Raw genomic sequence first — 17326 nt, 5'->3', positions numbered from 1 at the left:
CCAAGGCCATGTCGCAAGGAGGAGCCATGCCGCGATCCCGTACAGCCATCGCCCGTCCCGTCATCGCCATCGCCGGACTCGGCATCGAGTCGTCGACGTTCTCGCCCGCGCGGACCGACGCTCCCGCCTTCCATCCACTGCGCGGCGAGGACGTCCTGACGCGCTATCCCTTCCTCGCACCCCGGACACCGCTGCGCGAGGCCGCCGAGTGGCACGGCGCGCTCGTCGGCAAGGCACTGCCCGGCGGCACGGTGACCGCGGCCGCGTTCGCCGAGCTGAGCGACGAACTCGTCGAGCGGCTCGCGGACGTGCCGCGTCTGGACGGCCTCTGGTACGACATCCACGGCGCCATGACGGTGGAGGGCATCGACGACGCCGAGGCCGTCCTGCTGGCCCGGGTCCGCGCGGCCGTCGGGCCCGAGGTGATCGTGTCCACCTCGATGGACCTGCACGGCAACGTGTCGCGCGAACTGGCCCACATGAGCGACCTGATCACCTGCTACCGGATGGCCCCGCACGAGGACCACCTGGAGACGAAGGAGCGGGCCGCACGCAATCTCGTGAACCTGCTCACGACGGGTGCGCCCCGGCCGGTCAAGGCCTGGATCCCGGTGCCCGTCCTGCTGGCCGGCGAGCAGACCTCCACGCGCATCGAACCGGCCAGGAGCGTCTACGCCGCGGTCGAGGAGGTGGAGGCGACGGACGGCGTCCTGGACGCCGCGATCTGGGTCGGATACGCCTGGGCGGACGAGCCGCGCAACCGGGCCGCGGTCCTCGTCACCGGCCCGTCCGCGCCCGCCGTCACCGCGGGTGCGGAGCGGCTGGCCCGCGGATTCTGGGAGGCACGGCGCGCGTTCGCGTTCGTCGCACCGACCGGGTCGCTGGACGAGTGCCTCGACGAGGCGCTCGCCTCCTCCGCCGACGCCCGGCCGTACTTCGTCAGCGACACCGGCGACAACCCGACGGCGGGCGGCGCCGGAGATGTCACCTGGGGGCTCCAACGCGTGCTCGCCCGGCCGGAGTTCAAGGACCCGTCAGGCCCTGTGGTCATCTACGCGTCGGTGCCGGGCCCGGACGCCGTCGAGGCCGCCGAGAAGGCGGGCGTCGGTGCGACCGCCACGGTCACGGCCGGAGCGGAGGTGGACGACCGGCATGCCGGGCCGCTCACGATGACCGGGGTGGTCCACGCGGTGCGGCACGGGGACCGGGACGCCGGGACCGAGGTCGTCCTGCGGGTCGGCAGCGTGCACGTGATCCTGACCCGGCTGCGCAAGCCGTACCACCACGAGCACGACTTCACCGACCTCGCGCTCGACCCGCGGAGCGCCGACGTCGTCATCGTCAAGATCGGCTACCTCGAACCGGAGCTGTTCGACATGTCCGCCGGCTGGAAGCTCGCGCTCACCCCGGGAGGTGTCGACCAGGACCTGGTCCGGCTGGGCCACCGCCGTATCCGCCGCCCCATGTTCCCGTTCGACCCGGACATGACCGAGCCCGACCTCACGGCCCGGCTCATCGCGCCCTCGAACGAGCCGCTCACCGGGGAGGACGACTGAGTGGGCGGAGCAACGCCGGGCAGGGAATCCCTGCCCGGCACCGCACTCCAATCAGGGGCACTCGTTCCCGGAGGCCGGGTTCAGCAGCCCCACCACGTTGATGGAGTTGCCGCAGACATTGAGGTCGAGGTCGACAGGGATCTGGACGACGTTGCCTGACAGGACACCGGGGCTGTCCACGGCGACACCGTTCGGGTGGGGGTCGGCCGCGGCGGTTCCGGCGGTGAGCAGCAGGGCGGCGCCCGCCAGCCCGGTGGCGGCCATCAGACGGATACGCATGACAAGCTCCGATCAGTCGCGGGGTTGCGAGTGCCTCCACCATCACCTCGACGGCCGCCGGACGACATTGCTGTACGCCCGAACGGGGCCGCTCCCCGGCGAGGGCCACCTGAGCTGCGCCTGGGCAGGATGCGTCACGCGGGGCGCGGGGCGCGCGGAATACCCGTAGCGTGAGAGGAGATCAGGTGGAACAGGGAGAGATCATGTCAACCAGCCAGCCCGATTCGTCCTTGCCGTCCGACGACATGGCGACCCCCGACGCGCTGCTGCACACCGGCTCCGGAGGCGATGTGACGCCCGAGGACCTGGTCCTCGCGGCAGGCCGGGACATCACCCCGAAGAACCTCGCCTGGGCCGAGCGCAAACTGGCGGTGGAGGGGCCCGCGGCCCTTGACAAGCTGCTGCCCTAGGTTCGAAATTCCGCTAGTCCCTCCAAGCGGCCGGAGTCCTCCGGCCGCTTGGCCAAAATCCGTATCCCTGCGAGGAGTTGGGGCATCGGATCGAGGCGTGGAGCGCACCCGTTCGACTAGGTTGATGACCGACCGTCGAACACCGCTGCGCAGGAGGCGCCCTCGTGTCGGACCCGGACCCTCAACTCGTTGTCGCCGCCGAGCTGCGTGCTCGTATCGACACCACCAAGCCGCACTCGGCGCGCTTTTGGAACTACTTCATCGGTGGGAAGGACAACTACGAGGTCGACCGCGAAATCGGCGACCAGATCAAGGAGATAGCCCCCGGGCTGGTTGACGTGGCACGCACCAGCCGCCACTTCCTGGGGCGCGTGGTCCGGCATCTGACAGTGGACCAGGGCATCCGCCAGTTCCTGGACATCGGCACGGGTCTGCCGACCGCCGACAACACCCATCAGGTGGCCCAGCGGTTCGCACCGGACGCGCGGATCGTGTACGTCGACAACGACCCCTTGGTGCTCACTCACGCCCGCGCCCTGCTCACGAGCACTCCGGAGGGCCGGACCGCGTATCTCGACGCCAACCTGTATGAACCCGACGCCATCCTCAAAGCCGCCACGGACACGCTCGACCTGTCCCAGCCGGTCGCGCTGATGATCCTCAACACCCTCGGCCACGTCGCCGACCACGACCAGGCGCGTGGTCTGGTGTCCCGGATCCTGGGCGGGCTCCCCGCGGACAGCTACCTCGTGATCAGTGACGGCACCGCCACCAGTGAGGCAATGGTCGCCGCCTCGGACGCGTACAACTCCAGCGGCGCCGTGCCGTACTACGTGCGCAGCGTCGAGGAGATCGGCGGCTTCTTCGACGGGCTCGATCTGGTGGAGCCGGGCATCGTCCAGGTCACGAAGTGGCGTCCGGACGCCGGGGGTTCCGAGGGCACCGACATCGCCGTCGACGCCTACGGCGGGGTGGGCCGCAAGGTGTCCTGATCCGGACGTACCTGATGGGGCGGTGAGCCCTTGCGCGAAATCACCCGCCCCCTCACTCCGGAACAGGCCCTCCTGCGACACTGAACCGTATGGATCCCCGACACCTGAGACTCGGCCGCCGTCGCATCTGGATGCTCAGCGGGGTCTGCTTTCTGGTGCTCGGACCCATCGGTTTCTCCCTGGGTGGCTGGATTCCCCTCGTGGTGCTTGCCGTCGCCCTCCTCGTGGCCACCTCGGTCTCGCACTGGCGGGCACCGAAATGGCTCGCGCCCGCCGTCGCGAAGGGACAGCGCGAGAGCCGCCAGGACGTCGCCACCTTCTGTGTCGTCATCGCCGTCAGCGGATACGCCCAGCCCGCGGCGCTGCCTTCCGCTTCTTCCCGGGACCTGGCGGCCCTCCGTCTGGAGGCGCACCGGGCCGCGGCCGACGACGATCTGGCCGAGGAACTGCGGGGTCTCGCGGCCGACGCACTCGGCGCCGCGGACCACGCGCACGCGGAGGACACGCCGGCGGCCTGGCGGGCGGCGCGGGCGGGCTCCGAGCGGCTCGCGCACGCCGCCCAGGAGGGCAACCCCTATGTGCGCCAACTGCTCATTCAGTGGGTCGAGGGAAACCCGGCCGCGGACCACTGAGGACTGCCCGGCACGTCCTGGCGTGCGGGAAACCGCCGACCGTGCCGGAGGCAGGCGCGCCCCGGCCGCCGGATCGCGCGGTTCACGGCCCCGCTTCCTTCCGCAGAAAGTTGCTCACCTGGCAGGCCAGGCTGTCCCTGCCCGGGTCGGGACGCTCTCCGGTGTCCACGGGAAGCTCGCAGGAGGCGATTCCGCCGGCCCACAGATAGCGCTCGGTCCACTCCTCGTCGACTTTCAGCTGGATCTGGATGTCCACCCGGGACAGCCGGGCGTCGGGGCAGGCGGCGTACAGGACGGAGGTGGCCCGGCGCAGCGGGTAGAGGTCGTAGCCCTCGATGAACTGCGAGTTCCGCCAGTCGAGGAACGCGCTCTCGCCGTCGTCGCCGACGCGGATATCGATCTGACCGTCTTCGAGATGGATACCGAAGTGCTCACCCGTGCGGTTTTCCACGGTGACGCGAAATCGGAAGTAGGTGAGTTCCTCGGCGGCGTCGTCACGCCCTCGTGGTGGCTCCGCCTTTTCCACGCCGTGGACGCGGACGCGCAGGCCGGCATGCTCCTCGTACTCCTGCCAGTCCCCGACCACGTTCAGCTCGCGCACAGTGCACCTCTCCACCTCAGAGAGCTGTTTCCTATCTGTGCTCCCGACGCAGTGTCAAATGAGCGGGACATGCCGTGGCCAGGGATTTCCCTCTGCTTGATCGTCGATCAAGCCGTGCGCAGCCACAACCCTTCGCGGGGCGGTTCGCCGGCCTTTCGGTACGTGCCGCACATCACGTTCCCCGGCTGTCTCACTCGCCCGCGCGCAGCGTCCGCATCTGCTCGTCGAGCGGGCCCAGGCCGACATCGTGGCGGCGCTCGTCGAGGGTCTGCGGTCGGCGGATCGGATAAGGGCGCAGGGTCACGGGATTGACGCGGGTGCCGTAGAACTGCGGCTGCCCCTGTTCGACGGCGCAATGGTCGGCGATATAGGCGTGGTGCAGGGCGGGACAGCGCCCGTCTGCCGCGGCCTGCGCGATCAGATCGCGGCACTTGAGCTGGAAATCGAGGTCCGCGGCGTGCAGAAGGATCACGAGGGCTGCCGTGGAGGCGGGTGTGCCGACGAGGTCGGCGGCCGGCCAGCCATGGTGGTCGACGATCGCCCTGAGGGCCGCGGCGTTGGCCCCGCGGCGCTCGTTGATGGCACGACGGGACTGCGGGGCGGGCTTGGCCTCGGCCTGCCGCATCAGGCGACGCTCCTCGTCGGCCCTGCGCTCCAGTTCGTCGGCGAGCGCCGTCGCGAGCGCCGGAACCATCCGGCGCTCCTCCGCCCGGTCTCGCCGCGCGTCAGGACTGGCGGCCAGGTGACCCGCGGAACTCTTCATCGCGTCTCCTGAAGCACCAGCGCGAACCACACCCTCTTGCCCGTGGTGCCGGGTTCGGGCGGCGCGATGCCCCAGTCGTCGGCCAGCGCGGCCACGATGGCCAGTCCGCGTCCCGACTCCTCGGCTCTCGCCGCCGTACGGGGGCGCGGTAGGGCGGACGAGCGGTCGGCGACCGTCACGCGCAGGTCGCGCCGGGTGCACTCGACGGTGACGGTGATCGAGTCGCCCGCGCCGGGGCGGCTGCCGTGTCTGATGGCGTTGGCGAACAGCTCGCCCGTCGCCAAGACAGCGTTGTCAACGCTCTCCGCCGGAACGCACAGGCGCGTCAGGTACTCGGCCACCATCGACCGCACGCCCGACGCGCGTGACGGGTGGGCAGGGACCGTCGTCCGCAGGAGGTGGGTCCTGCTCTCGGGGATCAGTGGGGCAACCGGAGTCACCGCGGCCCCTGCGGGCCTGCTCCGCCCCGCCGGTGCGTGATCATCGGCCGAGTGAACGTCACGTGCCAGTGAGGGCGACGGCCCGCGGCGATGCGCCCTGAATGCCGTCATCGATCCTCCTTCGAGTACAGCACGGTGGGGACGGTCTCGATGGCTACTTCTGCAGCCAACACGCCGGACCAGGGCGGGGACCAGGGGGAACAGGGGTTGTCCGGTTGCTGGCCCGTAGTGGCGTGGCAGGTATGTTCGATCATGTGAGGGATGTGAGCGAGGGCCGAGCAGGGGTGCACCGAAGTGGTGGCGCCGGGTGGCCCGGGGTGCGCGGCAAGCGCGTACTGGTCACCGGTGGCACCCGAGGGCTCGGTGAGCAGATCGTGCGGCTGCTGGCGGCCGAGGGGGCGCAGGTGGCGACCTGTGCACGCACCCCGCTCGCCTTGGCGGCACTGGCCGGCTCGCTGGACGTTCCCCTGTTCACCCAGCCGCTCGATGTCACCGAGCCGGAGCACCTGGAGTCTTTTGTCATGGCCACAGCGAACCGTTTCGGCGGTCTCGATGGAGTGGTGGCCTGCGCGGGCGGATCTCGCGGGGGCTCCTTCGAGCAGGCACAGGCCGCGGACTGGGCGGCCACCTGGGAAGTGAACGTCGGCCACACGGCACGGCTGGTGCGCGCCGCGGTCCCGCACCTGCGGGCCGCCGGCGGCGGCTCGGTCGTGGTGATCTCGTCGATCTCCGGCTGGAAGCCCGGTCCGCCCATCCAGTACGGGGTCGCGAAGTCCGCACAGATCCACCTGGCGGCATCGCTCGCCCGGGAGCTGGGTCCGGACGGGATCCGGGTGAACGCGGTCTCGCCCGGGTCGATGCTCATCCCGGGCAGGCGCTGGGACCGTATGCGGCGGGAGGACCCCGAGGCCTTCGCCGGATTCCTGGCTGCGGAGTTCCCGGGCGGACAGCCGGTCGCGCCCCAGGAGGTCGCCCGTGTGGTGGCCTTCCTGCTGTCCGACTGGTCGAGCGGGATCTCCGGAGCACATCTCCCCGTCGACCGGGCCCAGAACGCGCCCTCGCCCGACGGCTACTAAGAGACCGGGGGTTTCCAGGACACGAGGTCGCTCCGTCATGCCACCGCCCCCAGCACCGGACGGGCCTTGCGTTCGAAGTCCTGCACAAGAGGCTCGGCACGGCGCGACTCCAGCCGCCCGCGGAAGTCGCGCAAGGCCTGGATGGACCGCTCGCTGTGCACCGTGCTCAAGGTGTCGAGAGCCTCGGTGGCGGTGCCGAGGGCCTCGTCGAGGCGGCCCTGCTGGAGATGGGCGGTCGCCAGCACGGACCGGCTGATGGCCTGGCGCCTGCGCCGGTCATCGTTGGCGCTCAGCGACTCGCCCGCCGTGCGCTCCGCTTGCGCGGCAAGCCCGAGGTCGCGGAAGCAGAGCGCAGACTCGGCCTGGAGATAGTGATGGTCGAGGTAGCGCACCCAGGCGGATTCCTGCCCGGATCCCCGGCTGGCGTCCAGTTGCCGCTCCGCCATGCGCAGGGCCTCGGTGGCCTCGCCCGAGCGGCCCTGGGCGGCGTGTCCGCGCGCCGACATCGCGTACAGGCGCATCAGACCGAGCGGGCTGCCCGCGTCCTTCGCGGTGGCGATACCGGCCCGGGCCAGGGCCACCCCCTCGTCGGGGCGGCCGAGGTTGGTGGCCAGATGGGAGAGCCCGGCCAGAATCTGGCCGCCGAGGACCCGGTCGCACCCTTCGGCGCACAGGCGCAGCGCCTGGGTCATGTAGCGCTGGGCGAGGCCGTACTCCCCCGCGTCGTACGAGCTCCAGCCGGCCATCGCGGCCAGGCGCGCGGCGGCGGCGTACAACGAGCGCTGCAGATGCGGCGGCGTACCGCGCCGCTGCAGCATCGGGACGACCTCGGTGGAGAGGTAGTGAATGATGCTGGTGCGCACTCCGCCGCCGCCGTAGTGGTTGTCCATCTGGTCGAACATGGCGATCATCGCGTGGACCTGCTCGACCGGTCCGCCGCTCGCCGCCAGATTCGGCCGGTCGTCGTCCTGGTGCTCCAACAGCCAGAGCAGCCACTCACGTTGGGGGATCGTCAGCGCGGCGGGGACGAAGGGGACCGAGCCGAGGAGGCTGCGGCGGGAGATGTCGGTGGACCCCAGCTCGGCCAGGGTGTGAAGAGTTTCTGCGACGTCCTCGCCGTAGACCAGCGCCCGGCCCGCGACGGGGCGCTGCTGATCGGCGAGAAAGCCGAGGTCCGCGGGCGACACGGCGCGGCCGAGCCGCTCGGACAGCACAGCTGCGATCAACTCGGGTGTGGTGCCCCGTGGTTGCTGGCCCTGGAGCCAGCGAGTGACCGATGCCTTGTCGTAGTGGGAGTCGGCGCCCTGACGGCGGCCCAGTTCATTGACCCGGAGGGCGAGTGAGGCGTAGGAGCAGGCAGCGTCCTTGAGGGCCACCGCCAGCGCCTTGTTGGCCCCTGCGGGTGCCCTGCCCGGATTCCTCGATTGTCCGTCGGTCACGGTGGCCATCCCGGTCTCGCATCACGGTCACGTGCAGCCGCATCCGGCCGTATGTGCCCCGATGCACCAATTCCCGTACGGCCCAACACAGCTGACCCTTTCTCACCATTGACGGTGCGACAGGTCACTCGATCACTATGGTGGTCGACACACTCAACATGCAACCGGCGTTCTGATAATTTCAGAATGATCCGCATCGCTCTGTCTCTGTCAACGACCGCGTGGCACACTGCACGCTGTGATTGCCGTTCAGGGAGGTAGGACGTGAGCGACAACCGCTCCGGCGGCAGCGCACCGACCGTCCTGCGGATGGTTCTCGGCAAACGGCTGAGGCACCTGCGGGAGACGGCCGGGGTGTCCTTCGAGGACGCGGCCCGCGCGATCGAGGTCACACCCCTCACCGTTCGCAGGATGGAGAAGGCCGAGGTCGGACTCCGCATCCCGTACGTAAGGGAGTTGCTGCACACCTACGGCGTTCCGGCGGCGGAGATCGACGACTTCCTCACCATGGCCAGGGAAGCCAACCAGCCGGGGTGGTGGTACAAGTACCGCGACGTGCTGCCCGACTGGTTCAGCGCCTACGTGAGCCTGGAGAGCGAAGCCAGCGTCATCCGTCTCTACGAACCCCACTACGTTCCCGGCCTGTTGCAGACGTACGACTACGTCACCGCGCTCATGCGGGTCGGCTTCCCCAACGAGTCGAAGGAGGAGATCGCCCGCCGCGTCGACCTGCGCGTCAGGCGCCAGGACCTGTTCGCCAAGCCGGACGCGCCCGCGATCTGGGCCATCCTGGACGAGACGGTGCTGCGCCGTCCCGTGGGCGGCGTCGAGGTGATGCGGGCTCAGATCGACCGGCTCCAGGAGGTCCTGGACATGCCGAAGGTCAGAATCCAGATCATGCGCTTCGAGGTGGGGGCACACCCCGGCGCGTTCGGTCCCTTCCACCACTTCCGCTTCGGCTTCTCCGAACTGCCCGACGTCATCTACACCGAGAGCCTCGCCGGCGCGGTCTACGTCGACCGTCCCGACGACGTCGTCACCTATCTCGAAGTACTGGACCGGATGTCCGTGCAGGCGGAGCCGGTCGCTCGAACCAGGACCATCCTGGCTGAACTGCGTAAGGAGTTGTGATCCATGGAACCCATGGGCCCCATCCACAGCGGCATGCCGGCCGTCGACCTGGGTACCGAGGGCTGGCAGAAGCCCTGGAGCGGTACCAACGGCGGGAGTTGCGTCGAGGCGAAGCGGCTGCCCGACGGCAGTGTCGCTTTCCGTCAGTCCAGGGATCCGGAGGGTCCCGCGCTGGTGTACACCCGGGACGAAATGGTCTCGTTCCTCCAGGGCGCCAAGTCGGGCCAGGCGGACTTCCTGATCGCCTGAGGCCCGCCATCGTTTTGCCGTAGCGCCGCCACCGCGTCACCCGCGGGCCGCCACCACGGCTGCACAACCGGACAACCCGCACGCACCCTCCCGCCGTGCGGGTTGTCCCCTCCATACTGAGGAAGTCGGTCGTCCTGCGAAGGGAGTGGGTGCGGGGATGCTCCTCCACCAGGCCCTCACCGAGTGCCGGACGCTGGTCGTCGAGGGCCCGGACGGCATTGGCAGGAGCGGCCTGACCACCGAACTCACCCAGCATGGATTCCTGATCCGGCGCTCGCGCGGGCACCTCCACCACGTGGACCCGATCCGCCCCTACCGCGAACTCCTCGACGCCCCGGGCCGGTTGGCCGTCGACGGCGGCCTCATCCACGAGCTCGTCTACGGGCCACTGCGCCGTGGGTGCTCCCGGGTGACCTGGATCCAGGCGCTCGACTTCGCCGAGTCGGTCGCCGAGCGCGACGGCGCGCTCGTCCATGTGAGAGGCACGGCGGACGACGATGCCGAGGCGGTCAGTGCGTACGAGCGGGCGTTCCGCACCCTGGCCGAGCACGCCCCCGTCGTGACCTTCGACGCGGGAGACCCAGGCCGACCGATCCACGGCCCCACGCCGCCCCGCCCCCAACTCAGGCGCTGCACACAGACGTTGACGATAGGTTAGCGACAGACCGCGTGACGCACGGTAACGGTAGGAGATATCCCATGACAGACGGCCGGCCCACCCCCGACCAAGAGGCATTGTCCAAGATCGACACCACGGTGCCGCACTCGGCCCGCATCTGGAACTACTGGATGGGCGGGAAGGACAACTACGAGGTCGACCGGGAGGCGGGCGACGCCTACCGCGAAGTCGCCCCGAACATCGAGACGATGGCCCGCGCCTCCCGCGACTACCTGATCCGCACGGTGACCTTCGTGACGGCCGAACTCGGCATCCGCCAGTTCCTCGACATCGGCACCGGCCTTCCCTCGTACGACAACACCCACCAGGTCGCCCAGCGCATCGCGCCCGAGTCGCGCATCGTGTACGTGGACAACGACCCTCTGGTGCTCCGCCACGCGCAGGCCCTGCTCACCAGCACTCCCGAGGGCGTCACGAACTACATCGACGCCGACCTGCACGAGCCCGAGAAGATCATCGAGGCGGCAGCGGAGATCCTGGACTTCGACCAGCCGGTCGCCCTGATGCTGATGGGCATTCTCGGCCATGTCCAGGACTACGAGGAGGCCAAGTCGATCGTCAGCCGGCTCCAGGCCGCGCTGCCCTCCGGCAGCTACTTCGTGCACTACGACAGCACCGACACCGACGCCGCGCTCAAGGAGGCCCAGCAGGGCTACGACGACACCGGCGCCGTGCCGTACGTGCTGCGCAGTCCCGAGCAGGTCGGCGCGTACTACGAAGGCCTCGAACTGGTGGAGCCCGGCATCGTGTCGTGCCCGCTGTGGCGTCCGGAGCCCGGTACCTCGCCCGAGCCCACGGACGTCCACGGCGGTGTGGCCCGCAAGCTGTGACGGTCAGGACGCTGTGACCGTCAGGACCCCGGCGCCGGTTCGATGTTCTGGTTGAGCCGGAACAGGTTGTCGGGGTCGCGGTCGGCCTTGATACGGGCCAGGCGTGCGTAGTTGTCGCGATAGCTGGCCCGCACGCGCTCCTGGCCCTCGTCCATCATCATGTTCACGTAGGCCCCGCCCGCGGAGTACGGGTGAAGTGCGTCGAAGTAGTCGACCGTCCACCGCTTGATGAGGTCGGCGTTGGCCGGGTCGGGGTCCACGCCGGCGAAGACGGACGCCCAGCGGGCGTCGCGGTAGCTCCACGCGGTCTCCGTCGGGGTGTGGTCGTGGACGGCGCCGTCGATCGGGTATAGGTGCATCGTCGACTTCCACGAAGGCAGTTCGGCACCGAACTTGGCATGTGCGTCGACCGCTTCGGCGGGGATGTCGTTGACGAAGTCCGCACGCCAGTACCACTGGTCGCCGGGCGGGTAGACCGGGTCGAAGGCCGACTGGATCGCGGGGTGCGGCATCGGCGCGGGGCCGTGCAGCAGCGGCTGGGGCAGGCCGTCGAGGAGCGGTGCCATCAGTCGCGCGGCCTCGTCCGTGTCGTCTCCGATGTAGCACCATACGACGCCGCAGACCTTGCGCAGATGGAGTTCCTCGGGGAACGGCGGGGCCGGCGGGACGGACCCGATCAGGAAGAAGGCGTTCAGCTCGCGGGGCGCGTGGGAGATGAAATCCCGGTAGGCGGGCAGGACTTCGGCGGTGAGTTCGACGGGCCAGAAGGTGGGGCCCGCGACGACCGTGTTCACCTCGTGCAGTCGCAGGAGGAACGAGGTGACGACTCCGAAGTTGCCGCCTCCCCCGCGGATCGCCCAGTACAGGTCGGTGTTCTCGTCGGCGCTCGCGTGCACCTGCTCGCCGCTCGCGAGTACGAGGTCGGCCTCGATGATGTTGTCGATGGTGAGCCCGCACTTGCGGGTGAGATGCCCGAGACCGCCGCCGAGGGCGAGGCCTCCGACGCCCGTCGTGGAGATGATGCCGCTCGGTGTGGCCAGACCGTGCACGTTGGTGGCGCGGTCGACCTCGCCCCAGACGCAGCCGCCGGCGACCCGTACCGTGCGTGCCCGCGGATCGACCTCGACGTCCTTGAGCAGGGAGAGATCGAGGACCACGCCCTCGTCGCAGGTGCCCAGGCCCGCTCCGTGATGGCCACCGCCGCGGACCGCGAGCGGGAGGCCGTGGTCGCGGGCGAAGCCCACCACCTGTGAGACGTCGTCGGCGCTCGTACAGAGCGCCACCAGGGCGGGCCGCCTGTCGATCATCCCGTTGTACACACTGCGGGCCTCGTCGTACCCGGAGTCGTTCGGGCCGATCAACTTGCCCTTGAATCCAGCGAGTTCCTGACTTGCTGCTTGTGCAGGCGAAATGGACATGTGCGTCCCCCGTGTCCGGGGAGCGGTTCCGGGTTCCCCTGTCCGGGTCCCCCGTTCCAGTCTCCCTCTGATGGATCCGATTCGCCTGTTCTAGTCCGGTTCGTGGTACGCGGATATCCGTGCCCGCCACCCACCTCGCCCCGGCGGCTACCTACCTTTCACCGACGGGGCAGCATGCCCAGCTGCACGGCACGGGCGGCGGCCTCGCGCCGGGTGCGGACGCCGAGCTTGTCCAGGACGGCGGAGACGTGGTTGTCGACCGTGCGCACCGACACCACGAGCCGCTCGGCGATCTCGACGTTGGTCATCCCCTGCGCCAGCAGCCCCATGACCTGCAACTGGCGTTCCGTGAGACCTGCGGGATTCTCCCGTGTCGCCGCGTGCGGGCCCCGCGGGATCCGGCGCACGCCCAGTGCGCGCAGCTCCGTGCGGATCAGGTGGGCGAGCGGCTCCGCGCCCAGCGTGTCCAGCTCGGCGAGGGCGCCTAGCTTGTCGTCGGGGTCCGGGCTCTCGGCGAGGGCGGCGGCATGCTCGTAGGGGCATCCGGCCGCCTGCCAGGCTCGTGCCGCTGCGCGCCAGTGCCCCGCGGTCTGGAGCGCGTACGGATGCTCCGATCCGTCCGCGGGAACCGGCTGCCCGGCCTTGGCGAGCCAGTAGCCGAGTTCCGCCCGGTGCGCCGCGGCATCCAGCCGACAGGCCTCCGCGAACGTGGTGCTCACGGCGGCGGTCACCGCGGGGTGATCGCCGCGCAGCCAGGCCGACTCCGCCCGGGCGGCCGCGACCGGTCCGGTGCGCTGGAGTTCGCTGCTGCGCACCGCGATCTCCCAGGCCTGCGTGAGCAGTTCGTCGCCGCCGCTCCTGCCGCGGCGCACCCGTACCCGGCCCAGCACGGTCAGCGCGGGACAGCGGGCGGGCACGAAGTCGTGCGCACCGACCTCGGCGTATTTCTCGGCGTCGTCCCAGGCACCGGCGGCGAACCGCCGCAGGGCCATCTCGACGTTGAGATAGCTGAGGAAGCCCAGGTGTTCCGCCCGGTCGGCCAGTTCCATCGCCGGGGCCAGGAAGCGGTCCGCCTCGGCGAACTCCAGGTTCTCCAGCAGGCTCCAGATGATGTTGGCGTAGGCCCGGCAGGCGTGCTCGACCTCGTCCGCTCCCAGGGCCACCTTCAGGCTCTCCTCGACCTGCGCCCGCCCCAGCGGGTCCCCGGCACGCCAGCGGGCGGAGCCGACGTTGTTCAGGGCGTGCGCGAGGATCTCCGCGTCGCCCTCCCGACGGGCCAGGTCGATGGCTCGCTCGCCGAACGCGATCGCCTGCGCATGCCGGTCGGAGAGCATGTGCAGCTGGGAGGTGTTGCTCAGAGCGAGCGCGAGCAGCCGGTCGTCGCCCGCCCCCTCCAGTACGGCGATGGCTTCCCTCGCCGCCGTCCGCGCCTCCTCGGCGTCACCGGCCCACCAGTGGATCCGCGACAGCCACCGCAGGTCCGCGCCGAGCGCCCGCGCGTCTCCCAGGGACCGGCGCAGCGCGACCGCCTCGCGCTCCGCTTCGACGGCGGCCACGGAGTCCGCGATGGTGTAGCTCTCCACCGCGTACCGCTCAAGGAGTCCGGCCAGCTCGGCCGGGGTGAGCCGCTCACGGTGACGGAGTACGAGCCCGAGATGGGCGGCGGCTTCGCGGTGGGCGCCCGCGCGGGACGCGTCGTGTGCGGCGCCTGGGCCGTGCCGGGCGATCGCCTCCAGGTCGCCTGCCTCCGCCGCGTGGTGGACGATCCGGGAGGCGTCGGAGCCCGGTACGGCGACGAGCGCGGCCAGTACGCTCCGGTTCAGCTCGATCCGCCGTGCGGCGGGCAGGGAGTCGGCGATGGCGCGGCGGATCAACTCGTGCCGGAAGTCCGCCCGTTCGGGGGTGACGACCATCAGCCCGCGCTGCTCGGCCGCCGCCAGCTCGGCCACGTCGTCCCTCAACAGAGCCTTGACCAGCGGGCGTTCCACCGCGGAGGGGACGACGGCCAGCTGCTCCAGGGCATCCCTGGTGGTGTCGTCCAGTCCCCGCAGCCGGGCCAGTACGGCGTCCACCACCGTCGGCGGCACACCACCGGTACCGCCTGCCGCCACCACCTCGGCCACGAAGAACGGGTTGCCCGACGTCACCTCGTACACCTGCACCGGATCCAGTTCACTGGCCGCGGAGAGCCGGCGCACGGCGCCCGGGGAGAGCCGGGACAGCGGCAGACGGTGCACGCGCTCCGCCCGGGACACCTGACCGAGCAGGTGGCGCAGCGGGTGTTCGCGGCCCAACTCGTCGTCCCGGTAGGTCAGGACCAGCACGGCGGGGAGCCGCTCCACCCGGCGGACGAGAAAGCGCAGTGCGTCGAGGGAGGCCTCGTCGGCCCAGTGCACGTCCTCGACGACGAGTACCGCAGGATGCGGCGCTCTTCTCAGCTCCGCCCGCAGGGCGTCGTACACCAGATGGCGGTCGCCTCCCACGGTGAGCACCCGCGCGAGTTCCGGGCCCACGCTCCCGACCAGATCACGGAAGGGCCCCAGTGGCCGTCGGGTCGTGAGGTCGTCGCACTCCCCCAGCAGCACGCGTGCGTCGGGGGGCAGCACCTCCGGCAGTACCTTCACCAGGCTGGACTTGCCGATGCCGGCCTCTCCGAAGACGAGCGCCACGGATCCGGCGCCGTCGGCCGCTTCGCGCGCGGCGGCTGCCAGTTGGGCGAGCTCGTGGTCGCGCTCGAGGAGCCCCCGTTCCACGGGACGATTCTGGCACGCGCGACGCCCGTCCAGTACGTCAGAACGAGGACCGCGCCTTCACCGCCTCACCCCGGTGGGGCCGGGACAACAGCAGCAGACTGCGTGCCTCGACGCGGACATCGGTGTCCGCCTTGCGTTCGGACTCGTCCGGCAGCCCCTGCGGATCCGCGGTGTCGATCCGTACGGTCCACCGCTCGCCGTAGGACACGTCGGGAAGGCGGAAGGTCACCGGCTCCCAGTGGCTGTTCAGGAGCAGCAGGAAGGAGTCGTCGAGCACCGGGTCGCCGAAGGGGTCCGGTTCGGCGATGGCGTCGCCGTTGAGGAAGACGGCGACGGCGTGGGCGTCGGGGCGCAGCCAGTCCTCGTCCGTCATCTCCCCCGCGTCGGGGCGCAGCCACATCAGGTCGGGCAGCGGCTGGTGTTCGTCTCTCGGGGTGTCGCCGAGGAAGAAGCGGCGGCGGCGCAGGACGGGATGAGCGGCGCGCAATGCGATGGCGCGCCGGGTGAAGTCCATGAGCTCGCGCTGTTCTTCGCTCAACCGCCAGTCGATCCAGGAGACTTCGTTGTCCTGGCAGTAGGCGTTGTTGTTGCCCAGCTGGGTGCGGCCCAGTTCGTCGCCGTGGGCGAGCATCGGGATGCCCTGGGACAGCAGCAGGGTGGCGAGGAGGTTGCGCTGTTGGCGGGCGCGCAGTTCCAGCACCCCTTCGTCGTCGGTGGGACCTTCGGCGCCGCAGTTCCAGGAACGGTTGGTGCTCTCGCCGTCCTTGTTGTCCTCGCCGTTGGCCTCGTTGTGCTTGTCGTTGTACGAGACCAGGTCGCGCAGGGTGAATCCGTCGTGCGCGGTGACGAAGTTGATGCTGGCGCGGGGCCGCCGCCGGTCGTGCTGGTAGAGGTCCGAGGAGCCGGTCAGCCTGGAGGCGAACTCGCCGAGCGTGTGGTCGTCGGAGCGCCAGAAGTCCCGTACGCAGTCACGGTACTTGCCGTTCCATTCCGACCACAGGGGCGGGAAGTTGCCGACCTGGTAGCCGCCTTCGCCGACGTCCCAGGGCTCGGCGATGAGCTTCACTCGGCCGACCACCGGATCCTGCTGGATCAGGTCGAAGAAGGCGGAGAGCCGGTCCACCTCGTGGAACTGCCGGGCCAGGGTGGCCGCCAGATCGAAGCGGAACCCGTCGACGCGCATCTCGGTGACCCAGTACCGCAGCGAGTCCATGATCAGTTGAAGCACGTTCGGGTGCCGCATCAGCAGGCTGTTCCCGGTACCTGTGGTGTCGTAGTAGTGCGCCTGGTCGCCTTCCACCAGGCGGTAGTAGGAGGCGTTGTCGATCCCGCGGAAGGAGAGCGTGGGGCCGAATCCGTTGCCCTCGGCGGTGTGGTTGTAGACGACGTCGAGGATCACTTCGAGGCCGGCGGCGTGCAGGGCCTTCACCATCGACTTGAACTCGGTGACCTGCTCCCCGCGCGTGCCGTGCGCCGCGTACGCGTTGTGCGGCGCGAAGAAGCCGATCGTGTTGTAGCCCCAGTAGTTGGACAGCCCACGGTCACGCAGGAAACCGTCCTGGACGAACTGGTGCACCGGCATCAGCTCGACCGCAGTGACTCCGAGCGAGGTCAGGTGCTCGATGACCGCCGGGTGGGCGAGCCCGGCGTAGGTGCCACGCAGTTCGGCGGGGACCTCCGGGTGCGTACGGGTCAGTCCCCGCACATGGGCCTCGTAGATCACCGTCTCGGCGTACGGGCGCATCGGCGGCCGGTCGTAGCCCCAGTCGAAGAACGGGTCGGTCACGACGCCGAGCAGGGTGTGATCGGCGCTGTCCGCCGGATCGGGCCCGTGCGCCGCGCGCTCGAAGAGGGAGGCGTCGTTGTCCGGCTGGCCGTCGACCGCCCTGGCGTACGGGTCGAGCAGCAGCTTCGCCGGATTGCAGCGGTGTCCGGCGGCCGGGGCCCAGGGTCCGTGCACCCGGTAGCCGTAGCGCTGCCCCGGCCCGACTCCCGGCAGATAGCCGTGCCAGACAAAGCCGTCGACCTCGGTGAGCGTGACGGTGCGAGGAACGCACCGCCACGCTGACCATCGACAC

Annotated in this window: 17 protein-coding genes; 9 read left to right on the top strand and 8 right to left on the bottom strand. The window is 70.2% G+C overall.

The window, feature by feature from the left end:
• Positions 1-26 precede the first annotated feature (26 nt).
• Positions 27-1556: a M81 family metallopeptidase gene (locus tag ACFWP7_RS20180; RefSeq protein ID WP_384382902.1), complete on the top strand. Its 1530-nt coding sequence runs from the start codon at positions 27-29 to the stop codon at positions 1554-1556.
• Between the two features lie 51 nt (positions 1557-1607).
• Here ACFWP7_RS20180 and ACFWP7_RS20175 read toward each other — a convergent pair whose 3' ends face one another.
• Complete coding sequence (locus tag ACFWP7_RS20175; RefSeq protein ID WP_384382901.1) at positions 1608-1835, bottom strand: chaplin; 228 nt, start codon at positions 1833-1835, stop codon at positions 1608-1610.
• A 203-nt stretch (positions 1836-2038) separates the two neighbouring features.
• Between ACFWP7_RS20175 and ACFWP7_RS20170 the strand changes: the two genes are divergently transcribed.
• From ACFWP7_RS20170 to ACFWP7_RS20160, 3 genes are all read left to right on the top strand, one after another.
• Positions 2039-2245 (top strand): hypothetical protein, encoded by a 207-nt coding sequence (locus ACFWP7_RS20170; protein ID WP_384382900.1) that lies wholly within the window; start codon positions 2039-2041, stop codon positions 2243-2245.
• Positions 2246-2409: 164 nt separating this feature from the next.
• Complete coding sequence (locus ACFWP7_RS20165) at positions 2410-3237, top strand: SAM-dependent methyltransferase (RefSeq protein WP_384382899.1); 828 nt, start codon at positions 2410-2412, stop codon at positions 3235-3237.
• Positions 3238-3326: 89 nt separating this feature from the next.
• A complete protein-coding gene (locus ACFWP7_RS20160) occupies positions 3327-3869 on the top strand; it encodes a hypothetical protein (RefSeq protein WP_384382898.1) in 543 nt (180 codons plus the stop codon).
• 82 nt (positions 3870-3951) lie between these two features.
• Here ACFWP7_RS20160 and ACFWP7_RS20155 read toward each other — a convergent pair whose 3' ends face one another.
• From ACFWP7_RS20155 to ACFWP7_RS20145, 3 genes are all read right to left on the bottom strand, one after another.
• Positions 3952-4470 (bottom strand): hypothetical protein, encoded by a 519-nt coding sequence (locus tag ACFWP7_RS20155; protein WP_384382897.1) that lies wholly within the window; start codon positions 4468-4470, stop codon positions 3952-3954.
• 190 nt (positions 4471-4660) lie between these two features.
• Complete coding sequence (locus tag ACFWP7_RS20150) at positions 4661-5164, bottom strand: DUF6624 domain-containing protein (protein WP_384382989.1); 504 nt, start codon at positions 5162-5164, stop codon at positions 4661-4663.
• A 65-nt stretch (positions 5165-5229) separates the two neighbouring features.
• Complete coding sequence (locus ACFWP7_RS20145) at positions 5230-5784, bottom strand: ATP-binding protein (protein ID WP_384382896.1); 555 nt, start codon at positions 5782-5784, stop codon at positions 5230-5232.
• 152 nt (positions 5785-5936) lie between these two features.
• On the opposite strand from ACFWP7_RS20145, the gene ACFWP7_RS20140 reads away from it, so the two are divergent.
• Positions 5937-6749, top strand: a complete 813-nt coding sequence (locus ACFWP7_RS20140) for an SDR family NAD(P)-dependent oxidoreductase (RefSeq protein WP_384382988.1) — start codon at positions 5937-5939, stop codon at positions 6747-6749.
• Between the two features lie 35 nt (positions 6750-6784).
• Here the strand turns inward: ACFWP7_RS20140 and ACFWP7_RS20135 are convergent, their stop codons facing one another.
• On the bottom strand, positions 6785-8197 hold the full coding sequence (locus tag ACFWP7_RS20135; protein ID WP_384382895.1) for a hypothetical protein: 1413 nt from the start codon (positions 8195-8197) through the stop codon (positions 6785-6787).
• A gap of 300 nt (positions 8198-8497) precedes the next feature.
• Here ACFWP7_RS20135 and ACFWP7_RS20130 point away from each other — a divergent pair, with 300 nt between their 5' ends.
• From ACFWP7_RS20130 to ACFWP7_RS20115, 4 genes are all read left to right on the top strand, one after another.
• The gene (locus ACFWP7_RS20130; RefSeq protein ID WP_384382987.1) at positions 8498-9319 is read left to right on the top strand and encodes a helix-turn-helix domain-containing protein; all 822 of its coding nucleotides are present in this window, start codon (positions 8498-8500) and stop codon (positions 9317-9319) included.
• A gap of 3 nt (positions 9320-9322) precedes the next feature.
• On the top strand, positions 9323-9568 hold the full coding sequence (locus ACFWP7_RS20125) for a DUF397 domain-containing protein (protein WP_384382894.1): 246 nt from the start codon (positions 9323-9325) through the stop codon (positions 9566-9568).
• Between the two features lie 157 nt (positions 9569-9725).
• Complete coding sequence (locus tag ACFWP7_RS20120) at positions 9726-10226, top strand: hypothetical protein (RefSeq protein WP_384382893.1); 501 nt, start codon at positions 9726-9728, stop codon at positions 10224-10226.
• A gap of 41 nt (positions 10227-10267) precedes the next feature.
• The gene (locus ACFWP7_RS20115) at positions 10268-11077 is read left to right on the top strand and encodes an SAM-dependent methyltransferase (RefSeq protein ID WP_384382892.1); all 810 of its coding nucleotides are present in this window, start codon (positions 10268-10270) and stop codon (positions 11075-11077) included.
• Between the two features lie 20 nt (positions 11078-11097).
• Here the strand turns inward: ACFWP7_RS20115 and ACFWP7_RS20110 are convergent, their stop codons facing one another.
• From ACFWP7_RS20110 to glgX, 3 genes are all read right to left on the bottom strand, one after another.
• Positions 11098-12495, bottom strand: coding sequence for an FAD-binding oxidoreductase (locus tag ACFWP7_RS20110; RefSeq protein WP_384382891.1), 1398 nt, complete (start codon positions 12493-12495; stop codon positions 11098-11100).
• 158 nt (positions 12496-12653) lie between these two features.
• Complete coding sequence (locus ACFWP7_RS20105; RefSeq protein ID WP_384382890.1) at positions 12654-15248, bottom strand: AAA family ATPase; 2595 nt, start codon at positions 15246-15248, stop codon at positions 12654-12656.
• Between the two features lie 37 nt (positions 15249-15285).
• Positions 15286-17326 (bottom strand): glycogen debranching protein GlgX (gene glgX / locus ACFWP7_RS20100; RefSeq protein WP_384382889.1); only part of this gene is annotated, 2041 nt, incomplete at its 5' end.

It is taken from the genome of Streptomyces sp. NPDC058470, from assembly GCF_042721055.1.
Classification (GTDB): Bacteria; Actinomycetota; Actinomycetes; order Streptomycetales; family Streptomycetaceae; genus Streptomyces.
The sequence above is the reverse complement of the archived record's forward strand: the minus strand, read 5'-3'. Positions and strand labels throughout refer to the sequence as shown.